Origin of the sequence: Kocuria subflava, assembly GCF_012163155.1 — a bacterium.
Classification (GTDB): Bacteria; Actinomycetota; Actinomycetes; order Actinomycetales; family Micrococcaceae; genus Kocuria; species Kocuria subflava.
Genome location: NZ_JAAVUN010000019.1, coordinates 15246 through 36056, shown reverse-complemented (window position 1 = coordinate 36056; position 20811 = coordinate 15246). Strand labels below are relative to the sequence as shown.

The following is a 20811-nucleotide window of genomic DNA, read 5'->3' as shown; positions in this document are numbered from 1 at the left end:
CGTGAAGAGAAGGAATTAACCCGACATGGCTATGACCGCCCGCCAGCGAGCCAGAATTTCCCGGGGAGTCCAGTACGGACTCCTTGTGGTGATCGTGGTGGCCCTGGTGTTCATTGCGGACTGGAACACCTTGATCTCCCGGGCCCTGAACCCGTCGGTCATGGCGCAGCAGTTCCCGCAGATCATCACCGTGGCGTTGAAGAACACCCTGATCTACACGGCACTGGGCTTTGTGGCCGGCATGTCCGGCGGCATCCTGCTGGCGCTGATGCGGTTGTCCTCCGTGGCGCCGTACCGCTGGATCGCCACGCTCTACATCGAGCTGTTCCGCGGCGTGCCGGCCGTGTTGGTGTTCCTGGCCCTGGGCTTCGGCGTACCCCTGGCCTTCCAGGTGCGATTCAACAACCTGGTCACCGTCATGCTGGCCCTGGGCCTGGTCTCCGCGGCCTACATCGCCGAGTCCTTGCGCGCGGGCCTGCAGGCAGTGCCCAAGGGCCAGTACGAGGCGGCACGATCCCTGGGCATGAGCCACGCACGGGCCATGGTGACCATCATCATTCCGCAGGCCTTGCGCATTGTGCTTCCGCCGCTGACCAACGAGGTCATCCTGCTGGCCAAGGACTCCTCCCTGGTCTACCTGTTGGGCATGACCGTGGCGCAGTACGAGCTGACAAAGTTCGGTCGGGAGGCCATTTCCGGAACCGGAGCCGGGCTGACCCCCTTGGTGCTGGCCGGCGTGTGCTACCTGATCATCACCGTCCCGCTGGGGCTTCTGGCCCGGTACTTCGAGACCCGCGCGGATGCCCGCTCGGCCCGCAAGTAGGAGTTGTTCACAGTGAAGAAGTCAACCGCCACGGCAACGGCAGCCCACCCGGCGTCGGTCACCATTGACGGCCTGCACAAGTCCTACGGATCCCTGGACGTGCTCAAGGGCATTTCCCTGGACGTCCAGCCCGGGGAGGTGGTGTGCCTGATCGGGCCCTCCGGCTCCGGCAAGTCCACCCTGCTGCGCTGCGTCAACCTCCTGGAAACCCCGCAGCGGGGCCGCATCCAGATCGGGGACGTGGAGGTGACCGATCCCGACGTCGACATCGACGCCGTACGCCGCCGTGTGGGGATGGTGTTCCAGCAGTTCAACCTGTTCCCCAACATGTCCGTGCTGAAGAACCTGACGGTGGCCCAGCGCAAGGTGTTGGGGCGCTCGGAGTCGGCAGCCCGGCAGACGGCCCTGCACAACCTGGAACGCGTGGGCCTTGCGGACAAGGCGGACAGCGCTCCCGCGCAGCTCTCCGGCGGCCAGCAGCAGCGTGTGGCCATTGCCCGCGCCCTGTCCATGGACCCTGAGTTGATGCTCTTTGACGAGCCCACCTCGGCACTGGATCCGGAGACCGTGGGCGATGTCCTGTCCATCATGCGCGACCTTGCCAAGGAGGGCATGACCATGCTGGTGGTCACCCATGAGATGGCCTTTGCCCGCGACGTCGCAGACCGCGTGGTGTTCATGGACGGCGGCGTGGTGGTGGAGGAAGGCCTGGCACGTGATGTGATCGGGGCTCCGCAGCACCAGCGCACCCAGACCTTCCTGTCCCGCGTGCTGAACCCCACGCAGGTGCACACGCCGGAGTCATGAGATAACCAACGCTGCACATAGCAGTAGGGCCCTATTGATAGCTTTATCCTTATTAATAGGGCCCTTGTGGTTTCCAGGGTGTTCCCCCAATATGCCCGAATCACATCCCTGTCACGATCTTGGTCAACCCTTTGGTTGATCGAAAGGATCCGCAGAGATGTCAACCACCAACGCCCTCGTGACCGCTGACAAGCGGTTGGAGATGAAAACTGCCATCTGGGTGGCAGCCATCGCCTGTACGGCCCTGATCTTTGACGGCTATGACCTTGTGGTCTACGGCACCGTCATGCCCACCTTGATGAACGATCCCAGCCAGATCGGCGTGCTGGATGCCTCCACCGCCGGCACCGTGGGGTCCCTGGCCCTGATCGGCGTGCTCCTGGGTTCCTTTGCCTCCGGTTTCATCGGAGACATCCTGGGACGCAAGAAGATGATGATGATGATCGGCATTGCCTGGTTCTCCATCGGCATGGCCATCACTGCCGCCACCGGCACCGTGTTCACCTTTGGCCTCATGCGCTTCATCACCGGTCTGGGCCTGGGTCTGGTGATCGCCACCGCGGGCCCCACCATCGCGGAGTTCGCGCCCAAGGACAAGCGCGGCCTGTTCCTGATTGGGGCCACCCCCATCCTGTTCCTGGTGCCCCTGGCCGCCATGAAGCTGCCCGAGTCCCCGCGGTGGCTGCTCTCCCGCGGTCACGAGGCCCGCGCCTTTGAGATCGCCCGCCAGACCGGCGTGCCCCTGGAGGAGGAGCTGGCTGTCCGCCGCGCCACCACCGTGCCCAAGCGCACCGGCTACGCAGCCCTGTTCACCCGCGAGTTCGGGCTGGCAACCCTGCTGATGGCCACCATGTCCTTTGCCGGCCTGTTCCTGACCTACGGCATGAACACCTGGTTGCCGCGCATCATGGAGTCTTACGGCTACGCGAAGCAGAAGCTCTGGTTCCCGTTCGTGCTCAACGGTGCCGCCGTGATCGGCGGTTTGATTGCGGCCCGTGTCTCCAACCGCCAGGGCAAGCCGCAGAACATCATTGCCAGCACCTTCTTGCTGGCGGCCATCGCACTGGTGCTCATGACCTTCCAGTTCCCGTTGGCCCTGCTGTTCACCTTCATCGGTGTGGCCGGCATCGGCATCCTGGGCACCCAGGTGTTGATCTACGGCTTCCAGTCCAACTACTACACCTCTGATTCCCGCGCTGCGGGTGTGGCCGCTTGTGCCACCATCGGCCGCGCCGGCGGCGTGTTCGGCCCGTTGATCGGCGGCTGGTTGGTGGCCGCAGGCCTGGGTGCAACCCAGCAGTTCCACGCCTTCGCCGCCGTGGCCCTGGTGGGCGCGATCGTGACGTTCATTGTTCCGCGCAAGCACAACACGTACCTGATCGAACGTGAAGCCGTGCGGCGGCCCAAGGCCCAGCTGGCTGCTGAGCGGGACCGCCAGCCCGTGGCCTGATCCCAGACCGGATCCCACCGATCACCACAGCGCCGGGGTTGGTTCGTCACCGTCGACGAACCAACCCCGGCGCCGTGTCTGCATCCTGGCCAGTTCCATTCATCCTGGCCAGTTCCATCCATCCTGGCCGGCTGCCTCCATCCTGGCCGGCTCCATCCGCTCAGGGCAGGTCAGCAGCTGCTCGTGTGACGGCCTGCTTGATCCTGGCATTCGTGAACCGTAGGCCCGCACGGCTGGCAGCAACGACGACGACCGACACCCCGGCTGGCGGCTGCTCCAACGCACGGTGCAGATCTTCCACGGTGGTGACTGCCTGCACCGGTACGCCGTAGGCGGCACACAGCGTGGGGATCTGCACGGCGGGTTCCGTTCCGAAGAACCGTTCCACGGTGTGCGCCCACTGTGCTTGTTCGCCCAGGGAGCCGTGTTCCAGGGTGTTGAAGATCCCGCCGCCGCGGTCATCGAGCACCACGATCTGAAGATCGGGTTGGGTTTCGTGCACCAGGTGCGTCAGGGATCCGGCGTCGTGCAGGAATGTCACGTCCCCCATCAGGGCGCGCATGGGCTGCCCCGTGGCCAGGGCGGCACCGGCCGCGGTGGCCACGGTGCCGTCAATTCCCGCCAACCCTCGGTTGGCCATGACGGTCACCTGGTGGTCTTGACCGGCGCGCCCCGGTGCGGGTCCGGGATCGGCACACAGGTCCAGGTCCCGAATGGGGTTGGAGGAACCTGCCACCAGTGGCGAGCCATCCCGACGGCAAGCTGCCCACACCTCCCGAGCCACTACTGGCCCCGGGATCACATTCGACACAGGGATCACCTCCCGTGCAGATGCTGCAGCACCGGCCGGTACTGCGTGTTCGTGTTCCTGCAGGTGGGGGTCCAGTTCCTGGTTGATCGCAGTTTGTGCCACTGCTCCCAGACGCTGCCAGGCGTCCAACCAGTCCTGGGGAGGACGGCCCGTGAAATCCAGGACCTCGGAGAGGGTTCGCACCACGGTTTCCCGACGACGACCTTCGTCATACCAGGCCACCGCACGCGGTTGCCACGCCGCGGTCTGCACATGTGGCCGGGCCAGAAGAGCACCCACGGGGCGGGAGAGCGTGGGGCGGCCCATCAGCAGGACTCGCTCGATCTGCACCCCCAGCGGGGTGTCCAACAACAGCCGATACGGACCGATGGCGTGAGTCCCGCAGCGAGCGTTGGAGGACGGCTCAGCCATCAGAGGCAGGCCCAGGGTTTCAGCCAGGTGCCTGGCCGCCTCTCCGGCGCCGTCCCCGGCCAGAATCACGGTGCGGTACGTGCCGGGGTCACGGTGGCCCTCACCGTTCTGGGAGAACTGCCTGTTCTGGGAGAGCTGCGTCTGCGCCAGGTCGGTTGCTGCCACGGGCACGGCAGCACTCGGGTTCACGGGCACCGGTGCCCATACTGCAGTAGTTGTGGCCTGGTTGCGTCCGGCGGCCTGCATGTCACTGTCCTGCATGTCACTGTCCTGCGTGTCACCGGCCTGCGCGTCATCCAGGGCCGGTTGCAGGGGTTCACGCAGCGCCACGTTGATGTGAACGGGGCCGGGGACGCGAGCGCCGTCGTCGTTGAGAGCTGCCAGAACCGGCTCCATGGCCCTGTGGACCTGGGCGGTGATCTGGTGGGGGTCAAGCGCTGGGTCAATCACCACGTCCACGACGGCCCGTACGTGGCTGCCAAAGATCCCGTCCTGGCGGGTGGTCTGGTTGGCACCGGTGCCACGCAGTTCCGGTGGACGGTCCGCGGTCAGCAGGATCAGGGGCACCTCCGCGTGATCGGCTTCCATGGCGGCAGGCATCAGATTGCCCACGGCCGTGCCGGAGGTGGTGACCACCACCGCTGGACGGCCCGTGGCCTTGGCCGCACCGAGTGCGTGGAAGGCAGCGGATCGTTCGTCCAGACGCACGTGGGTCCGCAGGTCAGTGCCATCCACAGCCGCAGCCGCGTACACAAAGGGTGCGGACCGGGAACCGGGGCAGAAGAAGACTTCGCGCGCACCGGCATTCACCAGACGGTCCAGAACGGCAGAAGCGGTCAGCAGGGATTCGATGGTCACCATCTCACCCTACTGACCGCCCCCAGAGTTCACGGTTCACTCACCAGCCAAACCGGTGCGATCGGCCGTCGTCGTAGGACCGCGGAGCGTTGCGTGCCTTGTTGCGCAGTTCTTCCGTGGAGCGGCCTCGGTAGCCTTCGCGTTTGGGGCCACGGCCCTTGCCCCGCCCGTTGTTGTTGCCCGGGCCCCTGTTCTTGTGGCCACGGCCCTTGCCCTCGCCCTTGCCGGGGCGGCCGTCCTCGTCCACGAACGGAGGTTCTCCCTCGGTGGTGGAGAAGATCTGGATCACTGAGGGACGGGGCATGGCGAACTGGCCTTCACCCTCACGGGTTGGCAGCACGTAGTCGGGGAAGTAGGAGCGCGGGGTCTCAAAGGTCCCGTCCTCACCCGGATGCTGCACCGCCACGTAGGCCATGTTCTCGCGATCGTGAATCACAGGGCCACAGGTCTCCGCATCCTGGGGAACGGAGAGGAACTGCTGGGTGCGCCCGCGCTTGGGACCGGTCAGATCAACACGGAACAAACCGTCGTTGTAGCCGATGGCGGTGGGCGCGCCGTCGGTTGCGATCCACAGGTACCCCTGGGAGTCGAATGCCACGTTGTCCGGGCAGGAAATCGGGGAGACCTTGTCCGTGGGGAATCCGGAGAAGTACGCCGAACCATTTTTGGCCGGATCCCCACACACCAGCAGGATGTCCCAGTGGAAGGTGGTCCCGGCCGAGTTGGCGGCGTCCTCCGTGATCTCGATGACGTGACCGTCGCGGTTGTTGTTGCGCGGGTTGGCCTCATCGGCCCCGGCAAGACCGGGTTCACCGCGGAGAGTGTTGTTGGTACAAGCCACGTAGATCTTGCCCGTGTGCGGGTTGGGTTCCACGTCCTCCGGACGGTCCATCTTGGTGGCACCGGCCTTGTCCGCGGCCAGACGGGTGAAGACCAGGACCTCGTCCACGTCCATGCCCTCCACCTTGGATTCGCCATCGACCACCAGGGGCAACCACTCACCGGCGCCGTCGAAAGCACCGTCTGATGGGAGCCGACTCGAACCGTCGATCTCGCCTTCCGAGTTGCCGGTGAACTTGGCCACGTAGAGATCACCGAAGGACAGCAGCGTCATGTTGTGGGCGCGGTCGCCTGCGACGTACTTCTTCTCGGAGACGAACTTGTAGAGGTAGTCGAAACGCTCGTCATCCCCGGAGTAGGCCACCACCGTGCCATCGGATGCCACGTAGACGTTCGCGCCCTCGTGCTTGAAGCGGCCCATGGAGGTGTGCTTGACCGGAGTGGAGTTGGGATCGGACGGATCGATCTCCACGATGTAACCAAAGCGGTTGACCTCGTTCTCATATCCGGCGTTGTTGCCGTTCCAGCGCGGATCGACCAGGTCCCAGCGCCGCTTGGGAGGCTCCACGGGAATCCCGTAACGCTTGTTCTCCGGGGTGTCCGGCCCGGAGAGAACGTTCTGGATGTTCTCCTCACCGGAGAGGATGGTGCCCCACGGGGTCACGCCACCGGAGCAGTTGTTCTGGGTTCCCAGCACGGTCTTGCCCTCAGGGTCTGCCACGGTCTTGAGCAGATCCGAACCCGCTGCAGGACCATCCACCCGGAACGGGGTGTCTGCCGTGATGCGTCGGTTGCGCGCGCCACCACGGACGTAGGTCCACGGCTTGCCCGGTGCCTCACGCACGATTTCCACCACGGCCATGCCGTGGGCAGCAATGCCCACGCTGGCGGTGCGCTGCAGGTCCTCACTCTGATCCGCCGGGAACATGGTGTTCTCGTTGGTGTATTCGTGATTGCAGACCAACACACCCGCGGTGCCGCCGGCATCCGGCATGATGTCCAGGTAGTCGTTGTTGAAGCCGAACTGCTTGGCCTGGGCTTCAGCGGTCTGGTTTCGGGGATCGAACTCGGGAGAGTCGTGGAAGAGCGGATCACCCCAGCGGATGATCGGCGACCAGTCGTAGTTCTTGGGAACGTTGAGGTCATCCACCGTGGCAGCCACAGGAGCAATCGGCTCGAACTCCAAGGTGCCGTTGTTGGCACCCCAGTGCGCGAACGTGGCCTGAGCCTCGGTGCGGGTACCGGTCACAGCCACCCCCACCGTCACGGCTGCTGCCGTGCCCAGACCCAGGGCTGAGCGGCGAGAGAGAGCGGTGGAGGCAACGTCATGGAACGTGGCGTTGTGGGAGGTGTTGCACACCGGCTTGGTGCACTGGGAGCCGCACTTGAGTTCACAGGTCAACGGGCTGCGTTTGCCATTTGTGTGCCCCAGCATGGGCAGAAGAATCCGAGCCATCACTACCTCTCCGCGCAGCACGGCCGCGCTGTTTAACGACGGCGACCATCAGACACCCGCAGAGTTGAGAACTGGGGAGTTTATTGCCAACAACTGATGAAGCGTGGGCGACCAAATCCCCTACTCAGCATGTAAATATACGCAGTGAGGCGAGCCCGCGTGCGGGGCTCGCCTCACGTTGACGTGAACCGCGCAATCGGCGGTGGATGTGCTCAGCGGTTGGGGCCGGATTGTCCCAACCGGTGAACCCGGCGGATCCGTTCCACCCACCACTGCTGCCGTGGCCCGTGCAGCTCCACAGCGCGCAGGTTGTTGGGCTCCGGGGACACTGCACCCACGGGAAGCTGACCGTTGGAAGGCTTGAGTCCGTGGGCCAGGACGTCCTGGCCCAGCAGGGACCCCGTTCCCAGTCCGCAGGCATAGGGCAGCTCCGGGAGGCTGGCGGCAAGCGCCACCCCGGCGCTGAGACCCACAGAAGTGTCCAGGGCTGAGCTGACAACAGCTGGCAGCCCAGCCTGTTGCACGATTCCCAGCGCACGGCGTACCCCGCCCAGAGGTGCCACCTTGACCACGATCAGATCCGCAGCACCAGCACGGGCCACGGCCAGGGGGTCCTCGGCCTTGCGCACGGATTCATCGGCAGCAATCGGCACCTCCACGCCGCGCCTGGCCAACTCCTCCTTGAGCGCGTACAGCCCGTCCACGCCCGCCACCGGTTGCTCGGCATATTCCAGGTCGTATTGCGCCAGGGCGCTCAGGGCCCGCACGGCCTGCCCATGATCCCAGCCCTGGTTGGCATCCACCCGGATGGCCACCTGCGGCCAGTGGGCACGCACGGCTGCCACCCGGGCCAGATCCTGCTCCAGGTCCTGACCGGCCTCAGCCACTTTGACCTTGACTGCTGTGATCCCCTCCCCGTAGCGGTCCAACACGTCAGGTACCGCGTTGGCTGCCACGGCCGGCACCGTGGCATTGACCGGCACATGGCTGCGGACCGGTTCAGGGAAACCACACCGGGCGGCCTCCAGACACGAACGCCACCACGCGAGCGCTTCGGCGTCGTCGTACTCCGGAAACGGCGCAAACTCGCCCCACCCGCGCTCCCCCTCCACCAGCACAGCCTCCCGGGTGGTGACCCCACGGAACTTGACCGTCAGTGGCAGTTCAACCACGACGACGCGGGCCAGGACCTCCTCCAGGTCAAGGTCCAACGGGTTGGCGGAGACTGGGTGTTCGGACATGGGTTCACTGTAAAGGGGTTGCGGGGCGTCCAGGAGATCCCCAGACAACGGCGCCGGGACCTCAAGAAATTTCAGGAGTCGTGAAGGCTGGGCTGTCACACTGTTCTGCGAACAGCGCCAGGTACGCGTCCCCGTGGACCGGCGAATTGCGAAAGAGGACAGCAGTGACGTACATCCCCGCGGAGAACGACCCCCACCAGAATCGACGGTCCGGGTCCGGCAGCAGTGCGGAGGAGACGCCCACGGAGGCCATCACCACCCCGCCCGGCACCCGAGGCAACGGCGGGTCCTCCGCCTCCCGTGCTGACTCCGTGCAGGACCACCAGAGCGGCCCGGGCACCGAGTCCATCAGCGCATCATCCGACCCCACCGTGACCCGCCCCATGCCCTCGGTGAGTGGCGCGTCAAGCTCTGGCCGGTATCAGCTCTCCGCGGATCCCGAGACCACTGCCCTGGAGACCACCACCGGGCCAGGCGACAGCGGTGCTCCGGCACCCTGGCAGGACACACGGCAGCACCCGGTACAGCAGCCGCTACAGCAACCCGGGGATTACCGGGGTGGGCCGGGGCAGCAGCACGGCCAGTCACAGCAATTCCGCCAGCCTCAGCAGCAGCCGGTGGGGCAGGCGCCCGCCGGTTACGGTGCCACTGCCCACCCGGCTGCTGCACGCACCCCGGCGCGGGACCTGAGTTTCGGCATTGTGATGGGGCTGTTGTTGCGCGCCGTCTTGCTGTTTGCGGCTGCAGGCAGCCTTGCCTTCTACGCTCTGCGCACGGTGGGTGGCCAGTGGGCGGATGAACTGGCGCTGCAGGAAGGCGACCAGGCGCTCAACCAGTTGCCCACTGCCTGGGTGCCGTGGATCGATCTGGTCCCGGTTCTGGTGTGCGTGCTCTGGGGTGCAGTGGCTTTGCTGTTTGCCGTGGGCTCCCGCCGTTGGGTGCCTCTGCTGGTGGGCGTGGTCAGCGGGCTGGGTGCGGTGGTCTCCGTGCAACTGCTCAAGCGTGAGTTCCTGGTCAAGGCGCCCTATGGCATCCATGAGACCACCATGAACTCGCTGCCCTCCGGTCACACCGCAGCGGCCGCCACCGCGGCCATGATCGCCGTGATGACGGCCCCGGCCAGGTGGCGCGGCGCCGTCGCGTTCTTTGGTGCCCTGACCACTGCTGCGGCCGGGATTTCCACGGTTCTCAACGGCTGGCACCGTCCCATGGACGCCATGGTCTCCGTGCTGGTGGTGGCTTGCTGGGCCGTGGTGGGTGCGCTGTTGCTGCGGTGCCTGATCCGCCCGGAGCGCTATACGTCCAACCTGTCCGTGACCACGTTGGTGTTGGGCATCCTGCTGGTTCTGGCAGCGGCCGGTGGGCTGGCGGCCATGCAGACCGTGACCATCACCGGGTTGCCGTTGGCCGCCGGTGCGGCCGGCATCGTGGGCTTCAGCCTGTTGGCTGCTCACCAGACGGTGCGGGCGCTGCGGCCTCACCAGCAATTTGTGTGAGGCGGTCCAGCAGAATGCGGGAGGATCCCGCACCGTAGGGAAGCCGAAACATGCTGGCCGTGACCGGCTGGGGGTTCTGGCCCTCGGCCTGTTGAGCGTTCATGGCCGTGATGCGCTCGATGGCCGCAGCCATGGTGGCTGCCATCCCGCGGACGTCCCCGTGGTCCACGGGCAGACCGTGACCCGGCACCACCACGCGGTAGCGCTCAAGATCGGCCAGCTGTTCCAACGCGCAAACCCAGTCGTGCGGGAAGGAATCCTCAAACGAGGGATCGGCACCTTGCTCCACCACGTCCCCGGCGAAAACGACGTCGTCAACGCCCACCAAGACGTCGTTGTCCGTGTGGCCGCGGCCCAGGGAGAACACCAAGGCCTGACGGTCACCCAGGTCAATTCTGGTCAGGGCCGGTCTGCGGCCAGTGCCGGGCAGGTGGCGGGTGGGCACCACGATCTTGGTGTCCAGGCCCTTGCCTTCCCCCATTTCCGGTTCGGCCACACCCACGTAGGAGCGCTGGTAGTCCCCGTACTTCTCGATGGCGTGAGCGGCAAGGCGGTGAGACCAGAAATCCGTGGCGCCGGCGCGTTGGAACACGGCATTGCCCATGTAGTGGTCAAAGTGTGCGTGGGTGTTGAGCACCACCAGCGGCAATTGGGTCACCTTGCGCACGGCTTCCAGAATCGCCCGACCCTGGCGGGGTCCCGCACCGGTGTCGATCACCAGGGCGCGCCCGGCCCCCACCACCAGACCGGAGTTGAGTCTCCAGTTCTCTGTGGTGATGACGTGGACGTCCGCTCCGACCTCGTTGATGGTGATCACGCAGTCAGCGTACGGCCCATGGGCAGTTGACGGCGACTTGCCACCGATTGCATGAACCTCCGCACCCTTCCTGGGTTGTGTGGCCACGGACGCCGTTGCCCACCCGCAGCACAGCCACCGCACCCGGGATCACCGCAGTCGGTCAATGCCTAAAAAACCACAGGGCTCACGTAGCGTGGCGGCCATGACCGAGATCACCCAGGGAGTCGGCGCCGGCCGCTACGCACCCTCGCCTTCGGGGGATCTGCACATCGGAAATCTGCGCACCGCGGTCCTGGCGTGGGTGTTCGCCCGCGCCGAGGGCAAACGGTTTGTGCTGCGAGTCGAGGACCTGGACCGGGTCAAAGAGGGTGCTGCTCAACGGCAGTTGACTGACCTGGCCCAGATCGGGTTGGACTGGGATCCGCCCGTGCTCCTGCAGTCAGAGCGCCAGGAGGTTCACCGGGCCGCCGTCGTGGACTTGAGTGAACGCGGGCTGACCTACGAGTGTTACTGCACCCGCCGGGAGATCCAGGCGGAGATCGCCGCCGCAGGGGGTGCACCCCACGGTGCCCCGGGCGCCTATCCGGGTACCTGCCGCAATTTGACGGCACAGCAACGCGAACAACGACGCCGGGACCGCCCGCCCGCCATCCGGCTCAGGGCCCAGGCGGAAACCGCCACGGTCACCGACCGCCTGGCCGGTGAGGTCACGGAGGCGGTGGACGACATGGTGCTGCTGCGCAATGACGGCCGCCCCGCCTACAACCTGGCGGTGGTTCTGGACGACACGTTTCAAGGGGTGGATCAGGTGGTGCGCGCCGATGACCTCCTGAGCTCCGCCCCACGCCAGGCCCATCTGGCGCACCTGCTGGGCCTGGTACAGGTTAAGTACATCCATGTACCCCTGGTGCTCAACACGAGCGGCCAACGTTTGGCAAAGCGTGACGGAGCTGTAACTCTTGGTGACCTGCGTGCTGCGGGACACACCACCGCGGAGGTCATGGAATGGATGGGGCGCTCGCTGGGACTGCCCTCCCAGGTGGCCTGCGCACAAGACGTCCTGGATCAGCACACGCACCTCCGTCTCACGGACGGCCCTTGGACCTTCACTCCCCCGTCAACGAGTTCAACGCAGCCCACGGGCCCGTAGGACCAACTGCTGACTTCCCTGGCTTCGGGCAGTCGGCTTCAAGAAAGGAATCACATGGTTGACTTCGGATCAGGCTTTTCGTGGATGATGGCCGCCATTGGCCTGTATTTCGTGGCAATGCTGGCCGTGGGCGTGTGGGCCTCCACCCGCACCCGGGACAAAGACGACTACATGATTGGTGGGCGTGACCTTCCGCCCACCGTGGCGGCACTGTCCGCAGGCGCCTCTGACATGTCCGGCTGGCTGCTGATGGGCCTCCCGGGCGCCCTCTACATGGGTGGCATGGTTCAGGCGTGGATCGCCATTGGTCTGACCATTGGCGCGTGGATCAACTGGAAGGTTGTTGCACCGCGTCTGCGCATGTTCACGGAGAAGTACAACAACGCGATCACCCTGCCCTCCTTCCTGGGCAATCGTCTGGTCCGTGGTGGGCGCATGCTGCGCATTGTGGCCGGCCTGGTGATCCTGGTGTTCTTCACCTTTTACATCTCCTCCGGCATGGTGGCCGGCGGCAACTTCACCTCCTCCGCATTCGGTGGCGCCCTGTCCGAAAGCTTTGGCTGGGGCCACGAGGAGACCTACGTGGTGGGCATGCTGGTGATTGCCGGTGTGACCATTGCCTACACCCTGATCGGCGGTTTCCTGGGGGCCAGTTACACGGACTTCTTCCAGGGCACTCTGATGTTCCTGGCGCTGCTTCTGGTGCCGATCGTGGTGCTGTTCATGGTGGGCGATCCCGGGCACATCATCCAGCGCGTGGACGAGGTCCACCCCGGGGCCTGGAACCTGTTCGATGTCGGCGCTGCCGGCGGTGTGATCGGCGTGATCTCCTTGGCTGCATGGGGCCTGGGCTACTTCGGTCAGCCGCACATCCTGGTGCGCTTCATGGCCCTGCGCAGCCACGAGGACGCCGTGGCCGGCCGCCGAATCGGCGTGGCCTGGATGGCCCTGTGCGTGCTCGGAGCCATCCTGACCGCACTGTTCGCCATCCCGCTGGTGGATCGCGGACGGATCGCCCTGACCAACTCGGAGACCGCGGAAACCGTGTTCCTGGACGCCGCAATCGGGCTGTTCCCGGCATTCCTTGCCGGTCTGGTGCTGGCGGCCGTCCTGGCAGCCATCATGTCCACCATTTCCTCCCAGCTGGTGGTCACCACCTCCGCCATGGTGGAGGACCTGGCCCTGTTGTTCCGCCGCAAGCCGCTGGCCGCCAAGACTGCGCTGTGGATCAGCCGCGCCGGTGTGTTGATCGTGGCCGTGGTGGCCGCCGTCATGGCCCTGGACCCGGCCGAGTCCATCCTGGCTCTGGTGGGCTTTGCCTGGGCCGGTTTTGGTGCCGCCTTTGGCCCCATCGTGCTGCTGTCCCTCTACTGGCGCAAGCTCACCGGTATCGGGGCCACCGCAGCCATGGCCACGGGCGCCATTGTGGTGTTCCTGTGGCCGCGCACCCCGTGGGCTGACATCTACGAGATCATCCCCGGATTCATTGCCGCCACCCTTGTGGCCGTGGTGGTCTCCCTGATCACGTACACCCCGGATGCAGGTGTGGAGCAGCGCTTTGACGAGGCCGTTGCCCTCTCCCACCGCGGTCTGCCCACCCAGCCGGAGGCCGACGACGCCGCCACCGCCACCGCAGCCCACTCCGGGGAGACTGGCCAAGCGCAGGGCAACCCGCCTCAAGGCAACCCGGCCGGTTCCAGCGGGGCGAGCCCTGCTGGCGGACGGAAAGCACCGTGGGAGTCCAGTTCCTGATGTGAGGACACAGTGATGTGACCTCCCGGTGGGGGCTGTGCCAAGACCGCATCCACCATCGGGAGGCAACGCCAACGGCGTGTGGCCCGGACCAATCGGTCCGGGCCACACGCCGTTGGCGTCACGATTCACGCGCTCCGCAAGGGATCAGAACCGCATGTTCGCCAATCAGAATCCGTTGCTCGGCAATCAGAACCCCAGTGAGGCCAGGGACTGCTTGAGGGCCTCCGCCGAGGCGTGCAACTGCTGGATCTCGCCGTCAGACATGGGCACGGGCAGCTGCTGGAGCACACCGGCGCGACCCACCACGGACGGGACGGACAGTGCCACGCCGCTGATGCCCTGGTAGTCATCCAGGATGGTGGAGACCGGCATGACGGCGTGCTGATCGGAGAGGATGGCCTGGCAGATTGCGCCTCCGGCCATGCCGATCGCGTAGTTGGTGGCGCCCTTGCCTGCGATCACCGTGTAGGCGGCGTGCATGACTTCATCAGCGATCTTCTCCCGGACGTCTTCCGGGAAAGCCAGTTGACCGGCGTCGTTCTTCCAGTCCACCAGCGGCACGGTGCCGATGTTGGCGATGGACCACAGCGGGAATTCCGTGTCTCCGTGTTCGCCCACGATCATGGCGTGCACAGAGCTGGGTGAGATACCGGCTTCCTCAGCCAGGCGCAGGCGCAAGCGGGAGGTGTCCAACACGGTGCCGGAGGACATGACCCGTTCCTTGGGCAACCCGGAGAGCTCACGGAACACGCTGGTCAGCACGTCACACGGGTTGGTGACCAGCACGTAAACGGCATCCGGTGCCACTTCCAGCAGCTTGGGCGTCAGGGAGCGCAAGATGTTCACGTTGGCTTCGGCCAGTTCCAGACGCGGCTGACCAGGCTTCTGCTTGGCACCAGCGGTGATGACCACAATGTCCGCACCGGCCAGCACGGAAACGTCATCAGAGCCGGTCACCACAGTGGACGGGGAGAACATGGCGCCGTGTGAGAGGTCAGCGGCTTCTGCACGAACCTTGTCCCCGGCGACGTCGAAAATGGCGATTTCACGGGCGATGCCCCGGATCTGGCAGAAGTAAGCCAGCGAGGAGCCAACGGCACCTGCGCCGACAATGCCGATCTTGGAGCGGCGGTCGGATCGGGTACCGGTGGACCAGCTGGACGGTGCGGTTGCGGCGGCGTTCGGCTCGGACATCAGAGTCCCTTCGGATCGGGTCAGGGGCGTCGGCAGTGGGTCTCAACGACGGTGTGGGACTTCTGTGCCCCACGAGGTCTAGCTTCCAACAACAACGCAACGGGCGGCAAGGAATTGCCGCCCGTTGCCGATATTTTCCAGGTGTTCACCGTGGGTTTGTGTTGGATTCGTTGTGATTCAGCAGTGGTAGGTGTCCGTGGGTGCCTCGAAGTGGACGTCGTAACCCTGGGGCACGCTGAGTCCGAAAGCAGAGGCCAACCCCAGGATCTTGTTGGCCCGGGCCAGGCGTGGCAGGTCTGATCCGTTGCGGATTTCACCGCCTGCCGACTCGAATTCCGTGAGGAACTCACTGGCCCAGGTCATCTCCTGCAGTGACGGCGAGAGACCCTCATTGACCGTGGCGGTCTGTTCCGGCATCAGACACAGCTTGCCGGTCATGCCGAACTCGGCCGTCACGGCTGCGGCTTCTGCCAGCTTGGCCCCCAGTGCCCCCACGGAAGGCCCGTCGATGGGGCCGGGCAGGTTGGCTGCACGGGATGCAATGGTGAACTGCGAGCGCGTGTAGGCCAACGTCAGCGGACTGTCACCGAATCCGGTGTCTCGTCGAAAATCTCCCACGCCAAATCCGAGCCGGTAGGTGGACCGAGCACCTGCGATGGCAGGCAGTGCCTGCACGCCACGAGCCGTTTCCACCAGGGCCACGATCCGGACGTCCTGCAAGGCCTCAGCGGTTCGGGTCACGTGCTCGGGGCTCTCCACCATGGCCAGCATGACGCCGTCCAGCCCGGGAACACCGGCCAATGCAGCCAGATCCTCCGCCCACCAGGGCGTTCCGAAACCGTTGACACGAACCCAGCCGCGGCGGCGGTGACCGTTCTCATCCAGGCCGGAGAGCCAATCCACCACGGCTTTCCTGGCGGCAGCTTTGCCCGCCGGGGCCACGGAATCTTCGATGTCGTACACCACGACGTCGGCGGCACTGGCTGCAGCTGGTGCAAAGCGTTCCGGCTGACCGGCGTTGACCAGCAGCCAGGAGCGAGCCAATTCGGGGCCGATGATGGGCGCTGCAGGTGCTGACGGAGCAGCCATGGCCTGGGTGGCGGGGTGAGCGGTTTCGGTGATGATGGTCATTGCGGTTTCCTTCTTGTTGAGGGGCTCGAGTCCATGAGCCCGTGGGATGCTCCACCTGATGAATGCAGCGCTGTTCACATGCGTGATTGCATGCGGCTGCGCCACAACACCAGGCTGGAGAGAACGGCCACCGCCCCTGATGCGTTTGCGGGTCAACAGAACAATCTGACCCGCACCTGTGGGTCACCGCGAATGGTGGATCGCGGCGGCGGCCTGAGTCCTTTGGGATCTCCACCACCGCGAGTGTGCGGGTGGATCCGGTGCGGGAACCCGTCTGTTGGGGGTTCACGCGCTGGGACTGCTGAACGATGACCTCGACACTACCCGACGGTAGTGATCCTGGCCACAATGTAGCGATCCTGGCCACAATATGGTCACGATTTTTGTGGACGTGTCCGCCGTTGCGGTGGGTGTTCCCCAGCTGAGGTGCGCTGTGCGTGAGTCTTGGTGCGTGCCGTGGCCTGGGCTACCCAGGGGTTCTCCGGCCAGGGATGTTTGGGGTACCGGCCGCGCATCTCAGCTCGGACCTGGGCGTAGGGACCGGACCAGAAGGAGGCCAGGTCCGCCGTGATGGCAAGTTCGCGTCCGGCAGGCGAGAGCAGGTGGAAAACCACCGGCACTGCGCCATTGAGAACCCGCGGGGATTCAGCCAGGCCAAAACATTCCTGGAGTTTCACCCGCACCACCGGCTGATCCGCATCCCAGCGGATGCGCGGGGCGGACCCAGAGGGCACTGTCAGCGCGGTGGGCGCCAGCTCGTCAAAACGCGCTGCATCGGGCCACGGCAGCAGCCTGCGCAATGCACTCGTGAGATCCAGGTCCTTCACCCGCGTCCCCCGCGCCAGTTCGTCCATCTCCGCACCCAGCCAGAGATCCAAGGTGTTCAGGAGGGCGTCGTCGTCCACCGCAGGCCAGGGAGGTCCCAGGTGAGCGTGAACGGCGGCCATGCGGGCCCGCAGTTGGGTGGCAGTCTCTGACCAGTGCAGAGTATCGAGCCCGTCCCGTGTGAGGCCTGACCGGACCGCCGCCTCCGCCTGCTCGTGTGTGGGTTTGACGGGTGTGGAGTTCAGCGTGATGGCGCCCAGTGCATGACGACGACGCGCCGTGACACGACCGTCCGTGAACTCTGCCGCCACGGTGTTGGTCAGCAATGATGCGGCCACCATCTGGGCGGTGTCCTGATCCAGAGGTGCGGCCGCGCGAATCACGGCACCGGTGCCTTGGGCGCCGCTCTCCTGTGCCCGGGTGACATCGGCAACGGCCAGCCATTCGTGGCCGTTGAGCGAGGACCCGGGCGGCAGACCTGCGCGTGTGCCACCGGCGAACAGGTAGCTGTCCCCCTGCCGGTGGGCCACCCATTCGGGTCGGGCCAGGGCAATCACCGCACCTGCGTGGAGATGGGAGGGCACGGGAGAGGTGGGTTTGCCTCCGACACGGTCCGGATCCACCTGGGAGGCCCCGTCCGCGGTAGCCGTGAGTTTGTGTGCCATGCGCTCCAAAAGGTTTGCTTCCCGCTGCCACGCTGCATGACTGTGGCCGTGGCGCTGACGCTGACCCTGGCGCTCGGCGTCGGCTGCGGACCGCGAGCGCATGTCCTGGAGGTGCTGGGCAAGATCACCGCCGGCCGGCGCGGCATCAGCACCCAGTAACGCAACCACCTGAGCTGCAGTGACCACACCCACCAGGGATGCACCTTCCATCAACCCACGGGCCAACCGGGGATCGGTGGGGACCGCGCAGAGGCGACGCCCAAGATCGGTGGCCCGGCCGGCGTCGTCAAGGGCACCCAGACGATGAAGAACCGTCTCCGCCTCGGTCGCAGCGTTGGTGGGAGGAGGTTCGGGCAAGGCCAGGCCCTCACCGCGCGGGGTGCCCCACACAGCCAACATCAGGGTTGCGGACGTCAGGTCAGCGGTGGCGATCTCCGGGGTGGAGTGGGCGGGCATGGCAGCCCAGGTGCGTTGGTCGTAACAGCGGATCACCCGGCCGGGACCCAGCCGTGCGGCGCGTCCGGCCCTCTGGTCCGCGGAGGCACGGGAGGCGGCCACCGTGACCAACCCGGACATGCCGCGCACGGTGTCACGGCGGGGTTCGCGGGAAAGTCCCGAGTCAATCACCAGCCGCACGCCGGGGACCGTCAGAGAGGATTCGGCCAGGGAGGTGGCGACCACCACCCTGGTCCGCTCCCGTGCGCCCCGCCCAGAGACGGCCCGGTCCTGCTCGCGGGGGCCGATCCGTCCGTGTAATTCCACAATGTCGACGCCGGTGGTCATCTCCCGCAATCGAGCCGCCACCTGCGCCACCTCCCGGGCACCCGGAACGAACACCAGGGCGTTTGAGGCGCCATCCAGAGCGCGTGCGCAGGTCTGGGCCACATGGTCCAAGAAATCGCGAGTGACTCCGCGGTCATTCAGTGGGACTGTTAGAAGAACGGTGTGTGAGGGTCCGGCCTGATCCGAGAGGAGACGGCCGTGGCTGACACGACCGATTTGTTGGACGACGAGATGATTGATCCCGTGACGGGAGAGATCATCGATCAGAAAGACCTCGCCGCGCGCTTACTGGCGCAGGCGAAGGAGCAGGGTGTGAGCCTGGTCGGGCCAGGAGGCCTGCTAAACCAGCTCACGAAAAACGTGCTTGAGACCGCGCTGAACGTTGAGCTGACCGAGCATCTCGGTCACGAGCACGGCGAGACCCCAATGGGGGTGAACATGGGCAATGGGACCCGGACAAAGACGGTGCTCACCGAGATCGGGCCGGTGGAGATCGAGGTTCCTCGGGATCGTGACGGGTCGTTCGAGCCGGTGATCGTGCCCAAGCGCAAGCGCCGGCTGGACGGGATCGATCAGATCGTGCTGTCGCTGACCGCGCGCGGGCTGAGGACCGGGGAGATCGCCGCTCACTTCGACGAGGTCTATGGGGCGAAGGTCTCCAAGGACACGATCAGCCAGATTACCGAGAAGGTCACCGGGGAACTCGCGGAGTGGGCTTCCCGCCCGCTGGATGCGATCTATCCGGTGATCTTCGTCGACGCGATCGTGGTGAAGGTTCGTGACGGGCAGGTCCGCAACACCGCGTTCTACGTCGTCATGGGCGTCACGACGAACGGGGAACGCGACATCCTGGGTATCTGGGCCGGCGACGGCGCGGAAGGGGCGAGGTTCTGGCTGCAGGTGTTCAGCGAGCTGAAGAACCGCGGGGTCGAGGACGTGCTGATCGCGGTGTGCGACGGCCTCAAGGGGTTGCCGGAAGCGATCAACACCACCTGGGAGCAGGCGGTCGTGCAGCAGTGCATCGTGCACCTGATCCGCAACTCGTTCCGTTATGCCGGCCGGCAGCACCGGGATGCGATCGTCCGTTCGCTCAAGCCCGTTTACACGGCCCCGTCCGAGCAGGCGGCGAAGGACAGGTTCGAGGAGTTCGCCGCCGAGTGGGGTGAGCGGTATCCAGCGATCGTGCAGCTCTGGCGCAACTCCTGGGCGGAGTTCGTGCCGTTCCTCGAATACGACGTCGAGATCCGTCAAGTGATCTGCACGACCAACGCGATCGAGTCGATCAACGCGAGATACCGGCGGGCCGTCCGAGCCCGCGGACACTTCCCGAACGAGCAAGCGGCGTTGAAGTGCTTGTACCTGGTGACACGCTCGCTTGACCCCACCGGCGGCGGGAGGGCACGCTGGATGATGAGGTGGAAGCCCGCGCTGAACGCGTTCGCGATCACCTTCGCCGGACGGTTCGAAAGAACCACTCACTAATGAGAACCGCCGGACCCCACACACCGTTTAACGGACAGACCCGTGTCTCCAGAGGATGCAGCACAGAGGGGGACGTGAGAACAGGGGCGGGGTCCCCATGATCCGTGAGCAGCAGATTGGCAAACCGCTGAGTGTCCACGGTGGCGGACATGGCCACAAGTTTGAGGTCCGGGCACAATTGACGGACCTCCGCCAACATGCCGAGCAGAAGATCAGAATCCAAGCTGCGTTCATGGACCTCATCCAGGAGCACGGCGTTGATCCCCGGCAGCTCGGGATTGCTGAGGACGCGGTTGAGCAGAATTCCCGGGGTCACGAACTCCACCGCTGTCTGCGCGCTCACCACCCGTTCACCGCGGACGGTGAAGCCGGCCAACTCCCCCACCCTTGTGCCGGTGAGCTGGGCCAGTCGGGACGCTGCAGCACGGGCCGCCACACGGCGGGGCTGGGTGACGACGACGCGTGGGGTGGGTGGGTGTGCGCTGTTTCTTGTTGTGGCAGGCGTGGTGACTGTGCCGGGTGTGGTGGCTGTGCCTGTTGCTGTGCCAGGGGCGGTGATGACGCTGTCCACGTCATCGGGTGAGTGCGCCAGGAGGTTCGCCACCAGTGGCGGGAGGAATGTGGTCTTGCCGCTGCCCGGTGGGGCTTGGACGACTGCCGAGCCGCCAATGAGGGCCCGTTCTGTCTCTGATTCGAGCTCGGCCACGGGCAAACCGGTGCCGATATGAGTCAGGTCGAACGGGAAATGGGCCATGGCTCCAGTGTGTCAGGGTGGCTGACTGCTCTTGGGGCTCTCAGCCCTGGGATTGCGCATCTGACGTTTGCTCACGTTTT

Annotated in this window: 15 protein-coding genes; 7 read left to right on the top strand and 8 right to left on the bottom strand. The window is 65.7% G+C overall.

All coding sequences use genetic code 11. From position 1 onward, the window contains the following. Window positions 1-25 precede the first annotated feature (25 nt). The 3 genes from GTW58_RS09935 (at window position 26) to GTW58_RS09925 (ending at window position 3080) form a co-directional block, all read left to right on the top strand. Complete coding sequence (locus GTW58_RS09935) at window positions 26-823, top strand: amino acid ABC transporter permease (protein ID WP_119932846.1); 798 nt, start codon at window positions 26-28, stop codon at window positions 821-823. Window positions 824-826: 3 nt separating this feature from the next. Beyond that, window positions 827-1630, top strand: a complete 804-nt coding sequence (locus GTW58_RS09930) for an amino acid ABC transporter ATP-binding protein (RefSeq protein ID WP_369792971.1) — start codon at window positions 827-829, stop codon at window positions 1628-1630. 157 nt (window positions 1631-1787) lie between these two features. Beyond that, window positions 1788-3080, top strand: a complete 1293-nt coding sequence (locus GTW58_RS09925) for an MFS transporter (RefSeq protein WP_168023506.1) — start codon at window positions 1788-1790, stop codon at window positions 3078-3080. 160 nt (window positions 3081-3240) lie between these two features. Here GTW58_RS09925 and menD read toward each other — a convergent pair whose 3' ends face one another. From menD to GTW58_RS09910, 3 genes are all read right to left on the bottom strand, one after another. After that, complete coding sequence (gene menD, locus GTW58_RS09920; RefSeq protein WP_209436500.1) at window positions 3241-5163, bottom strand: 2-succinyl-5-enolpyruvyl-6-hydroxy-3-cyclohexene-1-carboxylic-acid synthase; 1923 nt, start codon at window positions 5161-5163, stop codon at window positions 3241-3243. 37 nt (window positions 5164-5200) lie between these two features. After that, the gene (locus GTW58_RS09915) at window positions 5201-7456 is read right to left on the bottom strand and encodes a PhoX family protein (protein ID WP_119932844.1); all 2256 of its coding nucleotides are present in this window, start codon (window positions 7454-7456) and stop codon (window positions 5201-5203) included. Between the two features lie 212 nt (window positions 7457-7668). After that, complete coding sequence (locus tag GTW58_RS09910) at window positions 7669-8697, bottom strand: o-succinylbenzoate synthase (protein ID WP_119932843.1); 1029 nt, start codon at window positions 8695-8697, stop codon at window positions 7669-7671. Window positions 8698-8861: 164 nt separating this feature from the next. Between GTW58_RS09910 and GTW58_RS15010 the strand changes: the two genes are divergently transcribed. Then, window positions 8862-10193 (top strand): phosphatase PAP2 family protein, encoded by a 1332-nt coding sequence (locus GTW58_RS15010; RefSeq protein ID WP_119932842.1) that lies wholly within the window; start codon window positions 8862-8864, stop codon window positions 10191-10193. On the opposite strand, the gene GTW58_RS09900 is transcribed toward GTW58_RS15010, so the two are convergent. Continuing rightward, a complete protein-coding gene (locus GTW58_RS09900; RefSeq protein WP_119932841.1) occupies window positions 10132-11010 on the bottom strand; it encodes an MBL fold metallo-hydrolase in 879 nt (292 codons plus the stop codon). The two genes, GTW58_RS15010 and GTW58_RS09900, sit on opposite strands and share 62 nt — an antisense overlap. A 184-nt stretch (window positions 11011-11194) precedes the next feature. On the opposite strand from GTW58_RS09900, the gene gluQRS reads away from it, so the two are divergent. Continuing rightward, on the top strand, window positions 11195-12142 hold the full coding sequence (gluQRS, locus tag GTW58_RS09895; RefSeq protein WP_119932892.1) for a tRNA glutamyl-Q(34) synthetase GluQRS: 948 nt from the start codon (window positions 11195-11197) through the stop codon (window positions 12140-12142). 54 nt (window positions 12143-12196) lie between these two features. After that, window positions 12197-13894: a sodium/proline symporter PutP gene (gene putP / locus GTW58_RS09890; RefSeq protein ID WP_119932840.1), complete on the top strand. Its 1698-nt coding sequence runs from the start codon at window positions 12197-12199 to the stop codon at window positions 13892-13894. 189 nt (window positions 13895-14083) lie between these two features. Here the strand turns inward: putP and GTW58_RS09885 are convergent, their stop codons facing one another. The 3 genes from GTW58_RS09885 to GTW58_RS09875 form a co-directional block, all read right to left on the bottom strand. Beyond that, complete coding sequence (locus tag GTW58_RS09885) at window positions 14084-15091, bottom strand: L-lactate dehydrogenase (protein ID WP_081993571.1); 1008 nt, start codon at window positions 15089-15091, stop codon at window positions 14084-14086. Window positions 15092-15268: 177 nt separating this feature from the next. Continuing rightward, complete coding sequence (locus GTW58_RS09880) at window positions 15269-16222, bottom strand: HpcH/HpaI aldolase/citrate lyase family protein (RefSeq protein WP_370448271.1); 954 nt, start codon at window positions 16220-16222, stop codon at window positions 15269-15271. A 374-nt stretch (window positions 16223-16596) separates the two neighbouring features. Then, window positions 16597-18597, bottom strand: a complete 2001-nt coding sequence (locus tag GTW58_RS09875; protein WP_232818025.1) for an ATP-dependent RNA helicase — start codon at window positions 18595-18597, stop codon at window positions 16597-16599. Between the two features lie 129 nt (window positions 18598-18726). On the opposite strand from GTW58_RS09875, the gene GTW58_RS09870 reads away from it, so the two are divergent. Further along, window positions 18727-19977, top strand: coding sequence for an IS256 family transposase (locus GTW58_RS09870; protein WP_119932890.1), 1251 nt, complete (start codon window positions 18727-18729; stop codon window positions 19975-19977). Here the strand turns inward: GTW58_RS09870 and GTW58_RS09865 are convergent. Continuing rightward, window positions 19940-20731 (bottom strand): DEAD/DEAH box helicase, encoded by a 792-nt coding sequence (locus tag GTW58_RS09865; protein WP_119932838.1) that lies wholly within the window; start codon window positions 20729-20731, stop codon window positions 19940-19942. The two genes, GTW58_RS09870 and GTW58_RS09865, sit on opposite strands and share 38 nt — an antisense overlap. Window positions 20732-20811 lie beyond the last annotated feature (80 nt).

Coding starts and splice junctions, on each gene's coding strand:
- GTW58_RS09885 (WP_081993571.1), bottom strand. CDS start 15,091: ATGTCCGAGCCGAACGCCGCCGCAACCGCACCGTCCAGCTGGTCCACC.
- GTW58_RS09910 (WP_119932843.1), bottom strand. CDS start 8,697: ATGTCCGAACACCCAGTCTCCGCCAACCCGTTGGACCTTGACCTGGAG.
- GTW58_RS09865 (WP_119932838.1), bottom strand. CDS start 20,731: ATGGCCCATTTCCCGTTCGACCTGACTCATATCGGCACCGGTTTGCCC.
- GTW58_RS09935 (WP_119932846.1), top strand. CDS start 26: ATGGCTATGACCGCCCGCCAGCGAGCCAGAATTTCCCGGGGAGTCCAG.
- GTW58_RS09870 (WP_119932890.1), top strand. CDS start 18,727: ATGATTGATCCCGTGACGGGAGAGATCATCGATCAGAAAGACCTCGCC.
- GTW58_RS09880 (WP_370448271.1), bottom strand. CDS start 16,222: ATGACCATCATCACCGAAACCGCTCACCCCGCCACCCAGGCCATGGCT.
- putP (WP_119932840.1), top strand. CDS start 12,197: ATGGTTGACTTCGGATCAGGCTTTTCGTGGATGATGGCCGCCATTGGC.
- menD (WP_209436500.1), bottom strand. CDS start 5,163: ATGGTGACCATCGAATCCCTGCTGACCGCTTCTGCCGTTCTGGACCGT.
- gluQRS (WP_119932892.1), top strand. CDS start 11,195: ATGACCGAGATCACCCAGGGAGTCGGCGCCGGCCGCTACGCACCCTCG.
- GTW58_RS09915 (WP_119932844.1), bottom strand. CDS start 7,456: ATGGCTCGGATTCTTCTGCCCATGCTGGGGCACACAAATGGCAAACGC.
- GTW58_RS09925 (WP_168023506.1), top strand. CDS start 1,788: ATGTCAACCACCAACGCCCTCGTGACCGCTGACAAGCGGTTGGAGATG.